Origin of the sequence: Arcobacter sp. LA11 (genome assembly GCF_001895145.1) — a bacterium.
Lineage (GTDB): Bacteria > Campylobacterota > Campylobacteria > Campylobacterales > Arcobacteraceae > Halarcobacter.
In genome coordinates this window covers 15,667-32,429 of record NZ_BDIR01000011.1, presented here as the reverse complement: position 1 = coordinate 32,429, position 16,763 = coordinate 15,667, and the positions used below count along the sequence as shown (strand labels likewise).

The following is a 16,763-nucleotide window of genomic DNA, read 5'->3' as shown; positions in this document are numbered from 1 at the left end:
TTAAAACATATCTTCCACCTAAGACTTTTTTATGAAAAAACATTTTATTGAACAATCTCTTATCTTTTTTAGCGTTACAAAGTGGGTACTTTTATCATCTGCAATTGGTGTAGTAATCGGTGCAATAGTTACATTTTTTTTAAATGCAATTCATAAATCAGAAGAAGCTCAATCCTTTTTACCTTTTCAATCTTATTATTTATTACCATTAGGACTTGTAATAACAGTTTTTTTAGTTAGAAAATTTGCACCAAATGCAACTGGACATGGAACTGAAAAAGTAATTGAAGCAGTCCACAGAAAAAATGGAAAAATTGATTTTGCAGTAATTCCTATAAAATTAGTAACTACTATTGTAACAATGTTTACAGGTGGTTCAGTAGGGAAAGAAGGGCCTGGCGCACAAATAGGTGCTGGAGCGGCATCTGCAATATCTCAACTTTTTAAATTTTCAGAAAAAGATAGAAAGAAGCTTGTAATATGTGGTATAAGTGCAGGATTTGCTTCTGTATTTGGAACACCCATTTCAGGTGCTATTTTTGGTGTTGAAGTTTTAATTGTAGGTATCATCATGTATGATGTTCTTCTTCCTTCTTTTATAGCAGGTTTTGCAGCATATACGACTGCAAAATATTTAGGAGTTCATTATAGCTATTATATAATGGAATTTAACTCAATAAGTTTTAACCCTACTCTAATTTTACAAGTAATTCTTGCAGGTCTGTTTTTTGGTATTGTTTCAGATTTTTTAATTACAGTATTAAGAAGAACAGAGATGGGAATAAAAAGAATAAATATTAATATCTATCTAAAAGCTTTTTTAGGTGGTACATTTTTAGTTTTATTATCATTTGTAGTAGGAGACCAATACTTTGGATTAGGTCTTGATACAATATCAACACTTTTTTATAGTGATCCAGCATTATCAGAAGATGTACCATGGTATGCCTTTATAGCTAAGACTATTTACACCTCCATAACTCTTGGAGCTGGCGGTAGTGGGGGAGTTATTACCCCAATATTTTATGTAGGTGCAACAAGTGGACATATGTTTGGTACTTTCATAGGCGAAAACATTTCACTTTTTGCTGCACTTGGACTTGTAAGTGTACTAGCAGGAACAACAAACTCACCAATTGCTGCAACAATTATGGCAGTTGAACTTTTTGGAATAGATATCGCTCATTATGCAGCAGTTAGCGCAGTAATTACATTTTTGATTACTGGACATAGAAGTGTTTTCCAATCTCAAGTTTTAAAGATGTCAAAATCAGATATGCTAAATATTGAATTTGGAGAAGATATAACCCAGAGCAATATAGACCTAAGTGTCAAAAGTAAAGCCAAAGTAGCAAGCTTTAAAAGAAGAATGGACTGGAGAGCAGAAAAATAATAATGAAATTACGTTTTGGCACATTTAACTTATTTCAGTTTCTAAAATCTTATTTTAATACTTCTACAAAAATACAACTTTTCAATTTTCCTTAATATTTTAAAATAAATTATGTAATTTATTATTTTAATAGTTCTTTAATTTTTATAATAAATATGGTAATATTTTATTAAATTTTGAAAAAGGAAACTCATGTTATTAACAAATATACAAAATAAAAAAAGAATTAATCTGTCTAATTATTTAATAGTCATATTTTTTATTCTTTTTATTTTTTCTAACCTAGTTGCTTTAAAAGCCAATACTCTTAATGAAAGTCAATATCCTTTTGTGGAAGTTGATTATAACTCTGCACAGAACAATTACCAAGGATTTTATAATTCACCTACGATTCCAAATCGTAATACTATGGCAGCCCTAAACGAAGATGGTTCAATAACTACTTGGGGGAATGTTGATTATGGAGAAATAATAGCTCCTAATGATACAGGATATATTAAAATATATTCTAATGGATTCGCATTCACAGCGTTAAAAAATGATGGTTCTATTTCTACTTGGGGAAATGTTGACTTTGGAGGGATTGGAGCGCCTACTGATTCTGGTTACACCAAAATTTATTCAACATATACTGCTTTTGCAGCATTAAAAGAAGATGGTTCTATTTCTACTTGGGGACATAATTCTTATGGTGGAATTGGCGCACCTACTGATTCTGGTTATACTAAAATTTATTCTAATAGAGCTGCTTTTGCTGCAATAAAAACTGATGGTTCTATTTCTGTTTGGGGAAATAGTTCTTATGGTGGAATTGGCGCACCTACTGATTCTGGTTATACAAATATTTATTCAACGAGAGCTGCTTTTGCAGCAATAAAAGCAGATGGTTCTATTTCTGTTTGGGGACATAATTCTTATGGAGGAACTAATGCTCCTACTGATTCAGGGTATACAAAAGTTTATTCTAATCATAGCGCTTTTAGTGCAATGAGAGCAGATGGTTCTATTTCTACTTGGGGGAATAGTATAAATGGAGGAACTGGCGCGCCTACTGATTCTGGTTATACAGATATTTATTCTACAGTTGGTGCTTTTGCAGCCTTAAAAGCGGATGGTTCTATTTCTGTTTGGGGAGATAGTGCATATGGAGGAACTGATGCACCTAGTGATTTAGGGTATACAAAAGTTTATTCTAATCATAGTGCTTTTGCTGCAATAAAAGCAGATGGTTCTATCTCTGCTTGGGGGAATAATATATTTGGAGGAACCGATACACCTAGTGATTTAGGATATACAAAAGTTTATTCAACAGTTGGAGCTTTTGCTGCAATAAAAGCAGATGGTTCTATCTCTGCTTGGGGAGATGGTGCATATGGTGGAATGGAAGAACCTACAGATTTAGGATATAATAAAATATATTCTACAGAAAACTTTTTCCTCGCATACAAAAATGATGGTACAATTGTAACTTGGGATGGAACTATTGGGACAGAATAAAATTATCAACAAAACTTTTGAAGGTAGATCCTAATTTATTTTTTCTTAGTAATTCGTTACTATAAAAAATAATCAAGGTGATATTTGTATAGTCAAAATTGCCACTAATAAAAATAGTAAGTTTATTACAAAATAGAGAATTTGCGCTATTTAATCAAAATATAAAGCTTGTTTTTAATAAACAAGCTTTATATAGAAAGCCTAGAAAAGTTAAGAATACTCACATTAAATAAACTATTGAAAATAAAATAACTTTTGTTATAATAAACTATGATTATTCGATTTGGCACATTTAACTTATTTCAGTTCGTAGAACCTCCATTCTCTTGGTATACAAGAAAAGATACTTTTAAACCTACTGAATGGGAAGAAAAAACTACTTGGTTAAAAAATCAAATTCAAAAAATGGATTGTGATATTATTGGTTTTCAAGAAGTTTTTTCAAAAGATGCGCTAGAAAAATTAGTAAAAGAATTAGGCTTTGACTATTTTTATATGGCACAAAATGCTAAGACTGCAAAACAAAACCCTACAGTTTTTGTAAGCACAGCTGTTGCTCTAGCTTCAAAACACCCAATAATTGAAACATTTAAAGTTCCAGTGCATGGCAGAAGTATCCTAAATCATAAAATTGAAGGTCATTTCAAATTTTCAAGAATACCTATAAAAGCTTTAATAGAACTTCCAAATAAAAAACAAATAACAGTATATGTAAGCCATCTAAAATCAAATAGATTAAATGAATACGAGTACTTATTTAATAAAACTCATACATTAAAACAAAAGAAAGAAAAAGTAAAAGAAGCTTTAGAAAAAAATTATTCTATGGCATTAAAGCAAAGATTATGTGAAGCTTCATCTTTATTTCAAGATATAAAAAAGACAAAAACACCTAGTATATTTTTATGTGATTTAAATGATAAAGAATTTTCTCTTACGATAGATGCCCTAACAAATAAAGCCTATCATCAAAAGATTAAAAAAGATTCTCATATATTATTTGATGCAAATTATTTGTTCAATAAAAAAATATACAATCCTCATCCTGAACAAAAAGAAAAAAAAAGAACTGCTACGAGTTATTATCAAGGATATGGAAATGTAATTGACTATATTTTTGTATCAAAAGAGTTTAACAAAAAAGAGAAAGAATTTATTGCTAAAATAATCTCCTATGAAATATTTGATGAACATCTTCAAAAAAATCATGATGGTTCAATCTTACAAAGTGACCATGCACAAGTTGTTTGTGAAGTAGAATTCAAAAAAAGTTGATTTATTTAATTTTCTGAAATTTTTGCAAAAATTTATTTAATTGATTTGCAAAACTTTGTGCATCTTTTTGTGAAAATGGAGCGGGACCTTTTGTAACTTCTCCACTATCACGTATTTCTTGCATAAGGTTTCTCATTGCTAGATATTGTTTTATATTATCTTGAGTGTAAAGTTCTCCACGATGATCTATTGCATGTGCATTTTTACAAATAGTTCTATCAGCTAACGGAATATCAGCAGTTATCACTAAATCATTTTCTTCTAGTAGTTCTACAATTTTATTATCAGCTTCATCAGCTCCCTGTTCTACAACCATATAAGTTATAAAAGAAGATTGTCCTATATTTATTTTTTTATTAGCGATTACAATTGTTTTTAGATTTAATCTTTCAATTGCTCTAAATAAAATTGGTTTTAAAAGATTTGGAAAAGCATCACCATCAACATAAAGTGTCATTTATACTACTATTTCCTGAACTCGTCCAACTTGTCCATCTTCAAGCATCACCTTAATTCCTCTTGGATGATATTTAGAACTTGTCAAAAGTTTTTTTACTACACCTAAAGTACGTTTTGAAGTTCTTTGGTCTTTTTTCAATACAATTTTCACTTTTAATCCAGGAGTTATATCATCTCTTTCTCTATGATCTCGTATCAATTTATATCCTATTATTTTTTGAAAGTATAGCAAAAATTTTTGATTCTTGTCATAAGACAATTTTTTAACTAAATAAAAATGTTAAAATATTAATATTTTTCTGGAACATTATATGAGAAGATTACTACTGTTATTTACCTTTTTTATATCTTTTTCAAATGCTAATATTCTACAAGAAGCAATAAATAATGCAGAAGTAAACTCTATTTTAAAACTACCAAATGGTATTTATCACGGAAATATTAAAATAAATAAACCTCTTACAATTATTGCAAAAGGTAAAAATGTAATTATTCAAGGTGAAAATAAAAACAGTGTGATAGAAATCACCTCATCAAATGTAATATTAAAAAATCTGCTTATTCAAGGAAGTGGAAACAGATTAGATGCAAGAGATGCCGGAATAAAAATATCTAATTCAAATAATAGTAAAATTCTAAACTGTACAATCAAAGACTCTTTATACGGCATAGATATGGGAATGGTTACAAATTCTATTATTGAAAACAATTATATTACATCAAAAGACTTAGAAATCAGTCTTAGAGGAAATGCTTTAAAACTATACTATAGCAACAATAATATCATTAGAAACAATGAAATCTATAATACTAAAGATGTTATATTTTCCTATTCACACAATAATTTAATCACACAAAATCATATAGAAAAATCTAGATTTGGTTTACATTTTCTAAAAAGTAATAACAATATAATCGATAATAATCATTTCCAGTTTAACTCTGTAGGACTAATATTTGGTGGAGCAAAAGATACCACAGTAAAAAATAATATGATAAAAAGTAGTATAGGAAAAGCTGGTATTGGAATTTTAATTAAAGGTGTCTCAAACTTTGTATTTAAAGATAATGTAGTAACGTTCAACAGTAAAGCTTTTTATATAGATGCAAAACATAATGAAACTTCAATTAAAAGATTTATCACAGACAATGAAATAAGTTACAATATGGAAGCTTTTCATTTTCATGGTGCCATAAAACAAAATTTAATAAAAAGAAATACCATAATTGGAAATATAGATGATGTAGTAAAAAGTGTTAGAGGAAATGCTACTTCAAAAAATATCGTAGAAGAAAACTATTGGGATCATTATTCAGGTTTTGATAAAAACAATGATAATATTGGAGATACTAGCTATAGGATACTTCAATATGCGGATAGATTATGGCATTACAATAACAAAGTGAAGTTTTTTTATGCAACACCAATTATATCTATTTTAAATTTTATATTAAGCCTTGCACCATTTATAGAACCAGTTGTTTTATTAGAGGATACAAAACCTATTGTTGAATTAAAATAAAACTACTCACTTTTAAAAGCTAATGCTTTTTTTGCTTCATCAAGGTGATAAAAGAAAATTGCTTTAAATACAAATGTTACTTTTGTTTTTTTCTCTTCACTTGTATCTAAAATAGTAAAATCATAAGTTCCACCCGTCTCTTCTTTAGATTCAGCAGTAATAGTTACTTTAGCTAAAGCTCTCATCATATTCATAGTAGCTTTATACTCTTTAGGTGCAATACCATTAAGCATATCACCACTTCTATCTTCTCTTCTTATTGCATCAAAAAGTACAGAGAAAGTATCTTTATACATTGATTTACTTAGCGTTATTTTAGCTTTTGAAGTATGAAATGTTCCAGTTTTATTTAATAAAGGATTTGGTTTCTCAGCTCTAATTTCTTCAATCATCTTAAGAAAGAAGTTTTTCCCACCCATTGCATTTGCAAATGCCAAAATCTCAAAGTGTATCTCTTCTTTTAAGTTATTATCTAATTTATTAAAATCCATAATTCTCCAAAATGTTTTTATTTTCCGAAGTATAGCTAAATTGATTGAAAAAAAGAATTATCTTTTATCTCTTTAGCCCAGACATGATATGCAATAAAATTTAAATGAAGACCATCAGTAGAATATGAATCCTTTAATATCTCCCTTTCACATAAAATTGGATTTAAATCTATATATCTTAAATCTTCTTTTTCACAATACTCTTTTACTAAAAAGTTAAATTCTTTTACTTTTTTATTTATTGCTGTCATTTCAGTAAAAAGCGTTAATTGAACTAAAATATTGATATTTTTTGATTTTAAAGTTTCTAATATCTTTTTATAGTTTCTGAAAACTTTTTCAAGAGGAATAGATGAACACAAATCATTTATTCCTGCCATGAAAAAAACACTTCGAGGTAGAACTTCTACAACAGAATCTATTCTATTTAATATTCCTAAAGTTGTATCTCCATCAATACCCAAATTTAAAAGATGTTCTTTTGATAAAAGTTTATCCCACTCTCCTCGTCCAATAATTGAATCACCTAACATCACAATATCAATATTTTTTTTCATCTTATTTTAAAGCAAAATCCACAGCACTTAATACATGCAATTTTGTAGTATCATAAATTGGTATTTCAACATAACCTTGTTTAATAAGCATCGAAATTTCAGTACAACCTAAAATAACACCTTCTGCCTCATGCTCTTTTTCTAATCTTTTAATAATCTTTATATATTCATCTCTAGATTTTTTATTACATTTTCCTAAACATAACTCTTTATAAATAACATCATGAATAATATCTTGTTCTTTTTCATTTGGAATAACTACCTCTATCCCAAATTTCTGCTTTATTCTATCTTTATAAAAAGCTTCTGTCATAGTAAACTTAGTACCTAAAAGTGCAACTTTTTTAATACTATCTTTTACCAAAGCTTCCCCAGTAGCATCAGCAATATGAACTATTGGAATATTTATATTCTTTTCTATTTGAGGTGCTACTTTATGCATTGTATTTGTACAAATTATTAAAAAATCTGCATTTGCCAATTCAACTGCTTTTGCTTCATTTGACAATATTTCTGCAGTTTCATCCCAAAGTGCACTATGTTGAAATTTTTCAATCTCTTCAAAATCCACACTTGAAAGAATTATCTTTGCACTATGTAATCCACCCAATCTATTTTTTACTTCTTCATTTAAAAGCTTATAATATGTAGATGTTGATTCCCAAGACATTCCACCTAACATTCCTATTTTTTTCATTTTATTTCCAGTTTTTTTGATGTGTCATAAACCAATTCATAAAAATTGTTATTGTTAAATTCAAACTCTGTTATAACTTCAAGTCCCAGTTTTCTAACATGAGCTTCATACGACCTTGTATTTATTTTATTTATAAATGTCACAAGAATAGGATATTTCTTACTCATCTCAAATCTTGCAAATTCAAAAATATTTTCAAATACTCCACTTCCTCTACAATCCTTAGAAACACAAATTGGTCCATATTGATATGAATTATCCATAGTAAGTTTTTGATTTTTATATTCTAAAGTATCTAAAAAACTAGCCATGTATTCAAACATAGGCCAAGCAACCCAATACTGCCAAGAAGCACACATAACATATGAGACAACTTTTTCATCTTTTATAGCTATAAATACTCCATCAAGAGCTATTAAGTTTTCAAGTTGCTCTACTGTAAAAGGAGTAGTTACAAAACCATCCTCTTTTTCATTCTCTTTTAAGTTTGTAACTAAATTTTTTGCTTGTAAATCTAATATTGAAGGAATGTTTTCTTTTGTAGCTTTTTTATAATTTATCATAATCCATCCTTTCTAAGAATAGATTATAATAAAAAAAATTTTCTTTGAAGTTAAATTTAGTCAAATTCTAAAAAATTTAGAATTTTATTTACCTTCAAACTCTTTCTCATCAGTTTTTTGTACTACTTGTACTGCAATTTCATTTACTTCTCTTGCAACTTTATTTGCTTCGCCAGCAGATTGTGCATTTTGTTGAGTAACTTGATCAAGGTTATTAACCGTATCATTGATTTGTTCCATAGCATCAAATTGTTCTTTTGAAGATTCAGAAACACTATTAATTAATTCTAAAGTATTATGGATATTGTTATTTAGTTTATCGTAACCTGCAATCATATCAGTAGAAATTGATTTTCCACCATTTGCTTTTTCTGTCGCATTTTCAACTAAATCTTTAATCTCTTTTGCAGCTTCCGCTGAACGTGCAGCTAGATTTCTAACTTCTTGTGCAACAACTGCAAATCCTTTTCCTGCTTCACCTGCAGTTGCAGCTTCAACTGCAGCATTTAAAGAAAGAATATTTGTCTGGAAAGCAATTTGATCAATTACAGTAATTGAATCTGCAATTGCTTGCGTTTGCTCATTAATTTCATCCATTGATGAAGCAGTTTTAGAAGCAAGATCTTGTCCAATTGAAACTGAATTTGATACATCATTTGCATAATTGGTCATCTGAGCAATGTTTTGCGAGCTATTTTGCATATTTGCAGTAATCTCTTCAATCGCAGCAGCAGTCTCTTCAAGTGATGCGGCTTGACTGTTTGCAGAACTTGTTAAATTATCTACATTACTTGATAGTTTATCAGAATTTGATGATAATATTAATCCTATTTGTTTATTTTCAACTAACATACTAGTAATTGCTTGTCCAACATTATTCACATCTGAACACAGCGCTCTTAAATCACCATCTAAACCTTCTAAGCAAGCTTCTGGTCTATAATCATATTGAGTATATCGTGATAATACGCTCATTGCATTTTTAATATTAGATTCGATTTCTACTAGCATTTCATTAATAACATCTTTTAGTTCATTTAAAGAAGGATTAGATGTATTACCTTCTATTCTTGCATTTAAGAATCCTTTTTTTGCTTCATTAGCACAAGAAATTGCACTATCAACTAAGCTTCTATCTTTTTCTATTCCATCTTTAATAGCCAAGATAGAATTATTTACAGCTTCTGCCATTTCTCCTAATTCATCTTTTGTACCAAGATCAAGAAGTTTTGCTTCTGAAGTCTCTTTATTCATATATTTAAAAAATTCTAGTAAGCCATTTTGGAATTTATTTAAAGGTGTTTTTATAGAATTTGTAACAGCTGTAATAATTACAAAACATAATATAAAAGCAACAGCCATTAAAACATAAAGTGTATTTAAAGTACTATCAATTTTATTTAATGCTTTTTGATAACTCATTTTATTTTCATCATCAGCAATTTTATTAATATTTTTTAAATCTTTATTTAATAATGAAAATACCTCATCTGTAACTGAAAGCATTGGAGTTGCCATACCTACATCAACTGTTAGCATATCAAGGGCATCTGCTACCGCACCTAGGTATTCTTTTTCATTTTTTTCAACTTGTTTTAAAATCTTTTTAACTTTAGCATCCGTACCTTTTGCAGATAATAAGATTTTTAAATCTTTCTCCATCTGCTTTCCAACTTTATCTAACAATACAAGTTGTTCATCAATTTGTGATTGTTCATATCCACCTGTTGCAAAACTAAATACTTTATACATTACAGAATTATATAAATCAACATCAATAAGTAATCTACTACTTGCCTTATATAGTTCAAACTTTATCTCAACAATTTCATTTAAAGTTTCTCTATCTGATTTTAAAGCATTATTTGAAAAGATTGCTAAGACTATCAAGAATAAAACAGCAATAGCGGGAGCTATTATAAGTTTTTTACCTATTTTCATATTGTTTAAAGCTAACATGTGGGATCCTATCTAGATATTAAATAAAATAAATACACGTAATATACTTATTTTAGCCAATATAATTTTAATAAACCCTTGATTAATTCATCAAGGATTTATTTGAGATTTTTATTTATAATAACCTGCACCAATTAATTGATTTTCACCAATTCCAATTACAAATGATGATTTAGGCGCTTGTTTTTTAGTTACAGGATGAGCCCATACATAATCACTCCAACCTTGACCATCAGCCTTTACTACATCAATAAAGTTTTTAAATAATTGATTACCAGCTTTATCTTTATATCTATATAAATTTTTCCCAGCAATAGGTTTTTTTGGATGACCTGTAATTACACCGTCAAAATCATTTGCCCAAATGTATAGCTCACCTTTATCAAATTTTCCACCTTTTTTACCGATTTCTTCAACACATTTTGCAACACCCACTTCGTCACAATAAGCTTTTCCTGCCATTACATGTGCTTTTACTTCATCAGCTGTAAGTGCAAATGCATAAGTTGCTCCACCAAGTAATAAAGCTGCCCCTAGTTTCATTAATTTTCCCATCAGTTACTCCTTAAAGTTATTGTTCTAGAATATGTTTACATAAAAATAATTAAAATAATCTTAAAACTTTTAATTATTTTTAGCTAATTTTAAGAAAATCTAATGAATTTCAAAATTAACTCTAAAATGCTATTCTAGTGCTATTTTATACAATTAAATCGTATAAATATTGTGGATTAATTGAAGTTATTTAATAATTTTAAACTATCTTTTTTATACTGAAATAATCTTATAAAAATTATTTATTTTTTATCTTTTATCTCTTGAAAGACTTATTATAAGCATCTTTAAATATTATTATAATGCCAAAATCAATTAAAATAACTCTAAGTTTAAAGTTAAACTTTAATTAATTTTATCTAAACCTCTTGCAGAAAGTTTATAAATTGTAGGAGCTAATCTATCTATAAATGTCTTATGATGAGAAACTATTATCATAGATTTTTTTATAGAATTTAATATCTTAATAATTTTTTCTTCAGCATCTTCATCAAGTGCATTAGTAGGTTCATCTAAAAGTAAAATTCTTGGTTGAGTAATCAAAATACCAGCAAGTGCAATAATTTTTTGCTCTCCACCACTTAAATCATATATATTTCTATTTTCTAAGTGTAGAATTCCAAGTTCATCTAAAATAGCACAAGATTTAGTATATGCTTCATCTTTTTTTATACCTTTTGCACGAAGAGCAAACATCACATCTTCAATAACAGTTGGACATAAAAAATGATCACTAACATCTTGAGGAAGATATCCAATATCACTTCTAAACTCTTTAAAATCATTTAATTTCTTCATTTCATTATGAAATAAAAAAATTTCTCCATCTTTTTGTTTCATAAGACCTGCAACAATTTTTAATAAAGAACTCTTACCACTTCCATTTGCTCCTACAATTGCTACTTTCTCTTCATGGGAAACATTTAGTGTTACATTTTTAAAAATCTCTTTATTTGTTTCATAAGAGACCTCTTTTAAATTAATTGAACAACTCATACTACTGCCTTTTTTACAAATAACATACAAACCAAAAATATCAAAGTCAAATCATAAAGAGACAATTTTGAATTATTGATTAAATAAATTCTTCCATGAAAACCTCTAAGAGCAAAAGAATCTTGCATTGCATTTGCTTTTTTAATAGATTTTACAAAAATATGACCAAATAGATTTCCATATGTCTCATAAGTAAAAAGAGAGGTAGAAGATTTAAAACCTCTAGCTTGTAAAGTTTGTCGTATTTTTTTTAACTCATCAGTCAATGTTTGTATCATCTTTAATGTAAAATATACTGAACTTACAAACTTTTTAGGAAACCTAAGTTCATTTAATGCTCTAACAATATCATAACCACTCGAATGGGAAAATAAAAACAGATTAAACAAAATAATCATATTTGTTCTAATATATATATTTAGAGCCTCTTCTAGTGAACTTTGTATTAAAAGAACTACAAAAATCATTAAAATAAATAAATTTAAAAACAATAATTTTTTTAATACTTCTAAGATAATTTTATATTCACAAAAAGCAACAAAGATTATAGGAAAGAAATATAAAATTTCAATCTTATTAAAACTAATAAAAATTGAATATAAAAAAGCTGATACTAAAAGAACTGAAGAATTAAATTTACTCATTTTTTTATTCTTTTTAATACTAAAAAAATTATTGCAATCAATAAAATTGCAAAAATAGATTGTAAAAAACTATTTTCTGGTTTAATATCTTCTATATCTTGCTTAGATTTTATATTTTTAAGTTCAAACTTTTTCTCAACAGCATGACCACCAACTGCTTCAACTTTTATAAATAGTTTTGGTTCAACATTTTTTATAATATATTCACCATTTTTATCAGTTTTAACACTACTTAAGAGTTCTTTTTTTTCATTAAATATATCTACCTTACAATTTTTACATGGTGTTCCTGAAGCAAAATAAGAACTAATACGTATTTCATTATTTTCTTCAAATAAAAATAGGTTTAATTTATGGGCAAATAAAATATTTACTAAAAGAAAAGACAGAAATACTATTCTCATAAATTTACTTCATCTAAAAGAGTAGGCATAGATTTTTTCAAATAATTAATTAAAAATAGAGTAATTAAACCTTCTATTATCATAGCTGGAATGTTTGCAAATATTATCGTATATGAAGCATATAAATATTCATCTTTTGATAAAGCTAAAATAAGTGCTAAAAAAATTGTAGATAAAAATACGGCTAAAAAACCTATCGAAAAATATTTCATTTTTTGACTTAAAAAATTTAATAAACCATTTTTTGTAATTAAATATATTAAAAAAGCAGGTAGAGCCATTATCAATAAATTTGAACCAAGAGAAGTTAATCCACCATAACCTAAAAGTGTAGCTTGTAATAATAAAGCTATTAAAATACTTAAAAATACTGAAGAGCCTAGTACTATTCCAATCACACCTAAAAGAACCAAATGAATTTGAGTAGGACCTAAAGGGATATGAATAAAGGAAGCTATAAAAAATATAGCCCCCATTGCTGCTATAATAGCAATATTATTATTCTTAATTGTTTTTAATGAATATAAAACAAACCCAATAGCAATAACAGATGAAGTAATAACAACTTCACTTGATAAAATCCCGTCCGAAATATGCATTATGTTAGTAAGCCTTTATCCAAAGTAACGCACCATTTTCAATAGGATATTTTTTACCTTTATACTCTTCTTCACCCTCTTCTATCAGTGCAGCAAATCCCCACCAACCTTTATGATTCATAACAAAAGAAAAAATGCCATTATCATCAGTTTTAACAACTTGTGTTATATGTGCATCACTAGGGGTTTTTAATCCAAAAGTATTATATAATTCAACTTCTACTTCTACATTTGAAGCAGGTTTTCCATTATGTAAAACTTTACCTTGAAAGAGATTTCCTTTGTAAACTCCAAAAGGTTTAACTAAGGGAATAATCTCATACTTTAAACCTACAGGTTCATCCCAACCATCTTCTCTTCCAAAAGCACTTATTATTACCTTTGGAACATGAGAGATATACTTCTCTTCACTAGGTTCAAAATAAAGAGTAGGTTTTACATAAAATTGGTAAACACCTGGCTTTTTAAAAGTATAACTACTACTCCATGCCTTATGATTATATTTATTTACAGAAGTTAAAGGAAGCTCTTTCTTATCCAAAAAGAGACCTATTGGTTTTTCCATTGTCATACCAGTTTGCTCAAAAGGATGCATAAACATCATGTCAAAGTTTATTTTAGGAGAATCATCCTTTATATTATCCGTTGTTGGAATAAATGCTAAGAAATGTGCACTTGCATATATAGAAAAGAGAATGTGAAGTAAAAAAGTTTTCAAAAGTATCCTTTTTAAATTTTTATAATTATAAAACTATAGTTTTTATATAATAATAAATTAGTATTTTTCTTGTGTATTTTTAGAACTAAATAATTAATCATATATTAAAGATAAGCCATTTAAGTTATTTTATTCAATTCGCGATTAAAATGCGATTTCATTTAATTATATTTATATATGAAAACTCTAAATAGATTTCTTCTTTGATATTTTGCGAATTTCTATTGAAGAAGAGATTTCTTTTGAAAATCACATAATTAAGGGAATAAAATGAAAAAAATTGTAAAGTTAAGTTTAGTTACTTCTCTAGCTCTAATAAGCTCAGTAAATGCACAGAACTTGTCAGAAGCTTTTTCAAACTCAAAAGTAAAAGGTGAGATTAAAGCAGAATACTCAAACTCAAATTTCCTAGGAAATAAGAAATCAGATAATATTACGGCTGTTGGTGGTAGTTTAGGTATCATAACAGGTGATTTTTATGGTTTTAAAGCAGGGGCTACTTTTCAGACATCTTCTATTATAGATGATAAAAATAATAGTAATGTTTTTGCAAATGATTTAGATGCATCTGGTGCAGTTTTATCAGAAGCATATATTGATTATACAATTTCAAAAACAAGTTTAAAAGCTGGTAGGCAATATATCTATACACCTCTGGTAAGTACGGCAATAGATGGAAAATCTTCTGAATCAATTTTAAAAGATTCTTTTGAAGCTTATGTTTTAACAAACACAGATATTCCTGATACAACTTTAGTTGCAGGTTATATAAATAAATATCAAGGAAAAACTAATTCTATAGGAGACACTGGAGATTTTGATAAATTTCAAGATGGAGCATATACTATTTATGCTAAAAATACTTCTATTAAAGACCTTACATTACAAGCCCAATATTTAAAAGAAAATGGTCAAACATCAGCTTCTGATAAAGAGGCATTATATCTACAAGCCGATTATGTAATTGCTGGTCACAATATCTCAGCGCAAGTTTTAACTTCAACAGATAAAACACAGGCTTCTGATGCACAAGATGGTAAATTATTTGGATTAAAAGCAATGGGTCCATTAGGAATTGGAAAACTTGCATATATAGCTGCATATACTTCAAGCACGGATAAACATGCACCTGTATATACAGGTGCAGGAGCAGGGACATCTGATACTCCATTTACAGCCATGCCAGTTCATGGAGGAGGAGTACCTGTTAGAGCTGATACAGATACTATTGTAGGAGGTATTATTGCGCCAATTGCAAATTCAACAGTTATTGCCTATGCAGGACATTCTGCCTCAAAAACTCATGCTTTAGGAGATGTAGATGCTGTTGGAGCTATGATAATATACCCATTTTATAAAAATTTTCTGTTAAAAGTAAATTATGAACACGTAGAAACAGAGAAAGTTTTTAAAGAAGACACAGATACAACAAGAATTTATTTAAGTTATAAATTCTAATAAAGAGGAGCTTTTCAGCTCTTCTTTTATTCTCACTATTTTAGATTATAAGTAAATTCTAATATACTAGCTACTGTTCTTGTATATGGAGAATCAAATCCTTGCATTTCATTATATTTTATAACAACTCCACATATCTCATCAATTTCAAGAGGCCTTTTGAATTCTTTATCTATTAACATTGAAGGTTTAATCGAATCAAAATTTCTTATTAATTCAAACATTAGATTAATATCCTCTTTCTCAATAACTATATTTACAGCCTTTGCAGCACTTGCTGTTTCTTCCATCAATCCATATACAATTTGAGATAACTTTTTATTATGCATTAAAACACCAGTTTTTATTTCTAATAAAGCGCATATAGCATTTACACCATTGTTAATAATCAATTTCTTCCACAACTCTAATTTTATATTATCTGTAACTTCACATAAAATACCTGATTTTTTAATTTCTGATGAAAAGTTCTGTAAAAATATTTTATTACTAGAAGTTTTTTCTAAAGTACCAATTATTGTCTCTACAATACCTGTAGCTTCAATATAACCAGGTTTTACAATATGAGCTCCTATTTTTCTACTAAGTGCTCCTATTATTTTATCTTTTGGAAAATAGTTACATAAAATATCTTCATTTTCAACACCATTTTGTAAAGAAACAATAAAGGGACATTTTTGATTATCATTAAAAATTTTGGATAAATCTTTTGCAACATTATTAGTTGTAGTTGATTTTGTAGTTAAAATTATTGCATCTATTTGAGGAAGATTATTTAGTTTTATTTCATCCAAACTAAAAGCCAAAACTTTTTTATTAAACTTAAAAGTTGGATGGGACAAATTTAAACCATTTTCTTTTAATGCCTTTAAATGTTTGCCCCTTGCAATAAAAATTACATTATGTCCTGTTTCTAATAGTTTTGCACCATAATAAGACCCAATTCCACCAGCACCTAGAATAATGTAATTCATA

19 protein-coding genes are annotated in these 16,763 nt (G+C 27.9%); 5 read left to right on the top strand and 14 right to left on the bottom strand.

The features are described from left to right. Positions 1-31 precede the first annotated feature (31 nt). The 3 genes from BT997_RS11910 to BT997_RS11900 all read left to right on the top strand — a co-directional run bounded on the left by BT997_RS11910 (position 32) and on the right by BT997_RS11900 (position 4,165). Positions 32-1,393, top strand: a complete 1,362-nt coding sequence (locus tag BT997_RS11910; RefSeq protein ID WP_072682128.1) for a chloride channel protein — start codon at positions 32-34, stop codon at positions 1,391-1,393. Positions 1,394-1,585: 192 nt separating this feature from the next. Continuing rightward, complete coding sequence (locus tag BT997_RS11905) at positions 1,586-2,890, top strand: hypothetical protein (RefSeq protein ID WP_072682127.1); 1,305 nt, start codon at positions 1,586-1,588, stop codon at positions 2,888-2,890. A 270-nt stretch (positions 2,891-3,160) separates the two neighbouring features. Further along, complete coding sequence (locus BT997_RS11900) at positions 3,161-4,165, top strand: endonuclease/exonuclease/phosphatase family protein (RefSeq protein ID WP_072682126.1); 1,005 nt, start codon at positions 3,161-3,163, stop codon at positions 4,163-4,165. A 1-nt stretch (position 4,166) separates the two neighbouring features. On the opposite strand, the gene BT997_RS11895 is transcribed toward BT997_RS11900, so the two are convergent. Continuing rightward, positions 4,167-4,622, bottom strand: coding sequence for a YaiI/YqxD family protein (locus BT997_RS11895; RefSeq protein ID WP_072682125.1), 456 nt, complete (start codon positions 4,620-4,622; stop codon positions 4,167-4,169). Next, positions 4,623-4,823 (bottom strand): YwbE family protein, encoded by a 201-nt coding sequence (locus BT997_RS11890; protein ID WP_375537753.1) that lies wholly within the window; start codon positions 4,821-4,823, stop codon positions 4,623-4,625. Positions 4,824-4,935: 112 nt separating this feature from the next. On the opposite strand from BT997_RS11890, the gene nosD reads away from it, so the two are divergent. Next, entirely contained in the window at positions 4,936-6,147 is a 1,212-nt protein-coding gene (gene nosD / locus BT997_RS11885; RefSeq protein ID WP_072682124.1) for a nitrous oxide reductase family maturation protein NosD, read from the top strand. A gap of 2 nt (positions 6,148-6,149) precedes the next feature. On the opposite strand, the gene BT997_RS11880 is transcribed toward nosD, so the two are convergent. From BT997_RS11880 to BT997_RS11830, 11 genes are all read right to left on the bottom strand, one after another. Next, complete coding sequence (locus tag BT997_RS11880; protein WP_072682123.1) at positions 6,150-6,638, bottom strand: hypothetical protein; 489 nt, start codon at positions 6,636-6,638, stop codon at positions 6,150-6,152. 35 nt (positions 6,639-6,673) lie between these two features. After that, the gene (locus tag BT997_RS11875; protein WP_072682122.1) at positions 6,674-7,195 is read right to left on the bottom strand and encodes a GDSL-type esterase/lipase family protein; all 522 of its coding nucleotides are present in this window, start codon (positions 7,193-7,195) and stop codon (positions 6,674-6,676) included. Position 7,196: 1 nt separating this feature from the next. Continuing rightward, on the bottom strand, positions 7,197-7,892 hold the full coding sequence (locus BT997_RS11870) for an aspartate/glutamate racemase family protein (RefSeq protein WP_072682121.1): 696 nt from the start codon (positions 7,890-7,892) through the stop codon (positions 7,197-7,199). Then, complete coding sequence (locus tag BT997_RS11865; protein WP_143145196.1) at positions 7,889-8,455, bottom strand: GNAT family acetyltransferase; 567 nt, start codon at positions 8,453-8,455, stop codon at positions 7,889-7,891. Before BT997_RS11865 ends, BT997_RS11870 begins: the two co-directional genes overlap by 4 nt. An 84-nt stretch (positions 8,456-8,539) precedes the next feature. Then, positions 8,540-10,414: a methyl-accepting chemotaxis protein gene (locus BT997_RS11860; protein WP_072682120.1), complete on the bottom strand. Its 1,875-nt coding sequence runs from the start codon at positions 10,412-10,414 to the stop codon at positions 8,540-8,542. 111 nt (positions 10,415-10,525) lie between these two features. Next, positions 10,526-10,969: a cache domain-containing protein gene (locus BT997_RS11855; protein ID WP_072682119.1), complete on the bottom strand. Its 444-nt coding sequence runs from the start codon at positions 10,967-10,969 to the stop codon at positions 10,526-10,528. A gap of 345 nt (positions 10,970-11,314) precedes the next feature. Beyond that, the gene (locus tag BT997_RS11850; protein ID WP_072682118.1) at positions 11,315-11,965 is read right to left on the bottom strand and encodes an energy-coupling factor ABC transporter ATP-binding protein; all 651 of its coding nucleotides are present in this window, start codon (positions 11,963-11,965) and stop codon (positions 11,315-11,317) included. Beyond that, on the bottom strand, positions 11,962-12,609 hold the full coding sequence (locus BT997_RS11845) for an energy-coupling factor transporter transmembrane component T (RefSeq protein ID WP_072682117.1): 648 nt from the start codon (positions 12,607-12,609) through the stop codon (positions 11,962-11,964). The genes BT997_RS11850 and BT997_RS11845 overlap by 4 nt, the downstream gene beginning before the upstream one ends. Continuing rightward, the gene (locus BT997_RS11840; RefSeq protein WP_072682116.1) at positions 12,606-13,013 is read right to left on the bottom strand and encodes a carboxypeptidase-like regulatory domain-containing protein; all 408 of its coding nucleotides are present in this window, start codon (positions 13,011-13,013) and stop codon (positions 12,606-12,608) included. Before BT997_RS11840 ends, BT997_RS11845 begins: the two co-directional genes overlap by 4 nt. Further along, a complete protein-coding gene (gene cbiM, locus BT997_RS11835) occupies positions 13,010-13,612 on the bottom strand; it encodes a cobalt transporter CbiM (protein WP_072682115.1) in 603 nt (200 codons plus the stop codon). Before cbiM ends, BT997_RS11840 begins: the two co-directional genes overlap by 4 nt. Positions 13,613-13,616: 4 nt before the next feature. Beyond that, positions 13,617-14,330 (bottom strand): DUF4198 domain-containing protein, encoded by a 714-nt coding sequence (locus tag BT997_RS11830; RefSeq protein WP_072682114.1) that lies wholly within the window; start codon positions 14,328-14,330, stop codon positions 13,617-13,619. Between the two features lie 270 nt (positions 14,331-14,600). Here BT997_RS11830 and BT997_RS11825 point away from each other — a divergent pair, with 270 nt between their 5' ends. Continuing rightward, the gene (locus BT997_RS11825) at positions 14,601-15,788 is read left to right on the top strand and encodes a hypothetical protein (RefSeq protein WP_072682113.1); all 1,188 of its coding nucleotides are present in this window, start codon (positions 14,601-14,603) and stop codon (positions 15,786-15,788) included. A 35-nt stretch (positions 15,789-15,823) separates the two neighbouring features. Here BT997_RS11825 and BT997_RS11820 read toward each other — a convergent pair whose 3' ends face one another. Further along, on the bottom strand, positions 15,824-16,762 hold the full coding sequence (locus BT997_RS11820; protein WP_072682112.1) for a ketopantoate reductase family protein: 939 nt from the start codon (positions 16,760-16,762) through the stop codon (positions 15,824-15,826). Position 16,763 lies beyond the last annotated feature (1 nt).

What these genes read in the sequence shown, in the direction of transcription:
- BT997_RS11910 (WP_072682128.1), top strand. Translation starts at nt 32, where the DNA reads ATGAAAAAACATTTTATTGAACAATCTCTTATCTTTTTTAGCGTTACA.
- BT997_RS11905 (WP_072682127.1), top strand. Translation starts at nt 1,586, where the DNA reads ATGTTATTAACAAATATACAAAATAAAAAAAGAATTAATCTGTCTAAT.
- BT997_RS11900 (WP_072682126.1), top strand. Translation starts at nt 3,161, where the DNA reads ATGATTATTCGATTTGGCACATTTAACTTATTTCAGTTCGTAGAACCT.
- BT997_RS11895 (WP_072682125.1), bottom strand. Translation starts at nt 4,622, where the DNA reads ATGACACTTTATGTTGATGGTGATGCTTTTCCAAATCTTTTAAAACCA.
- nosD (WP_072682124.1), top strand. Translation starts at nt 4,936, where the DNA reads ATGAGAAGATTACTACTGTTATTTACCTTTTTTATATCTTTTTCAAAT.
- BT997_RS11880 (WP_072682123.1), bottom strand. Translation starts at nt 6,638, where the DNA reads ATGGATTTTAATAAATTAGATAATAACTTAAAAGAAGAGATACACTTT.
- BT997_RS11875 (WP_072682122.1), bottom strand. Translation starts at nt 7,195, where the DNA reads ATGAAAAAAAATATTGATATTGTGATGTTAGGTGATTCAATTATTGGA.
- BT997_RS11870 (WP_072682121.1), bottom strand. Translation starts at nt 7,892, where the DNA reads ATGAAAAAAATAGGAATGTTAGGTGGAATGTCTTGGGAATCAACATCT.
- BT997_RS11865 (WP_143145196.1), bottom strand. Translation starts at nt 8,455, where the DNA reads ATGATAAATTATAAAAAAGCTACAAAAGAAAACATTCCTTCAATATTA.
- BT997_RS11860 (WP_072682120.1), bottom strand. Translation starts at nt 10,414, where the DNA reads ATGTTAGCTTTAAACAATATGAAAATAGGTAAAAAACTTATAATAGCT.
- BT997_RS11855 (WP_072682119.1), bottom strand. Translation starts at nt 10,969, where the DNA reads ATGGGAAAATTAATGAAACTAGGGGCAGCTTTATTACTTGGTGGAGCA.
- BT997_RS11850 (WP_072682118.1), bottom strand. Translation starts at nt 11,965, where the DNA reads ATGAGTTGTTCAATTAATTTAAAAGAGGTCTCTTATGAAACAAATAAA.
- BT997_RS11845 (WP_072682117.1), bottom strand. Translation starts at nt 12,609, where the DNA reads ATGAGTAAATTTAATTCTTCAGTTCTTTTAGTATCAGCTTTTTTATAT.
- BT997_RS11840 (WP_072682116.1), bottom strand. Translation starts at nt 13,013, where the DNA reads ATGAGAATAGTATTTCTGTCTTTTCTTTTAGTAAATATTTTATTTGCC.
- cbiM (WP_072682115.1), bottom strand. Translation starts at nt 13,612, where the DNA reads ATGCATATTTCGGACGGGATTTTATCAAGTGAAGTTGTTATTACTTCA.
- BT997_RS11825 (WP_072682113.1), top strand. Translation starts at nt 14,601, where the DNA reads ATGAAAAAAATTGTAAAGTTAAGTTTAGTTACTTCTCTAGCTCTAATA.
- BT997_RS11820 (WP_072682112.1), bottom strand. Translation starts at nt 16,762, where the DNA reads ATGAATTACATTATTCTAGGTGCTGGTGGAATTGGGTCTTATTATGGT.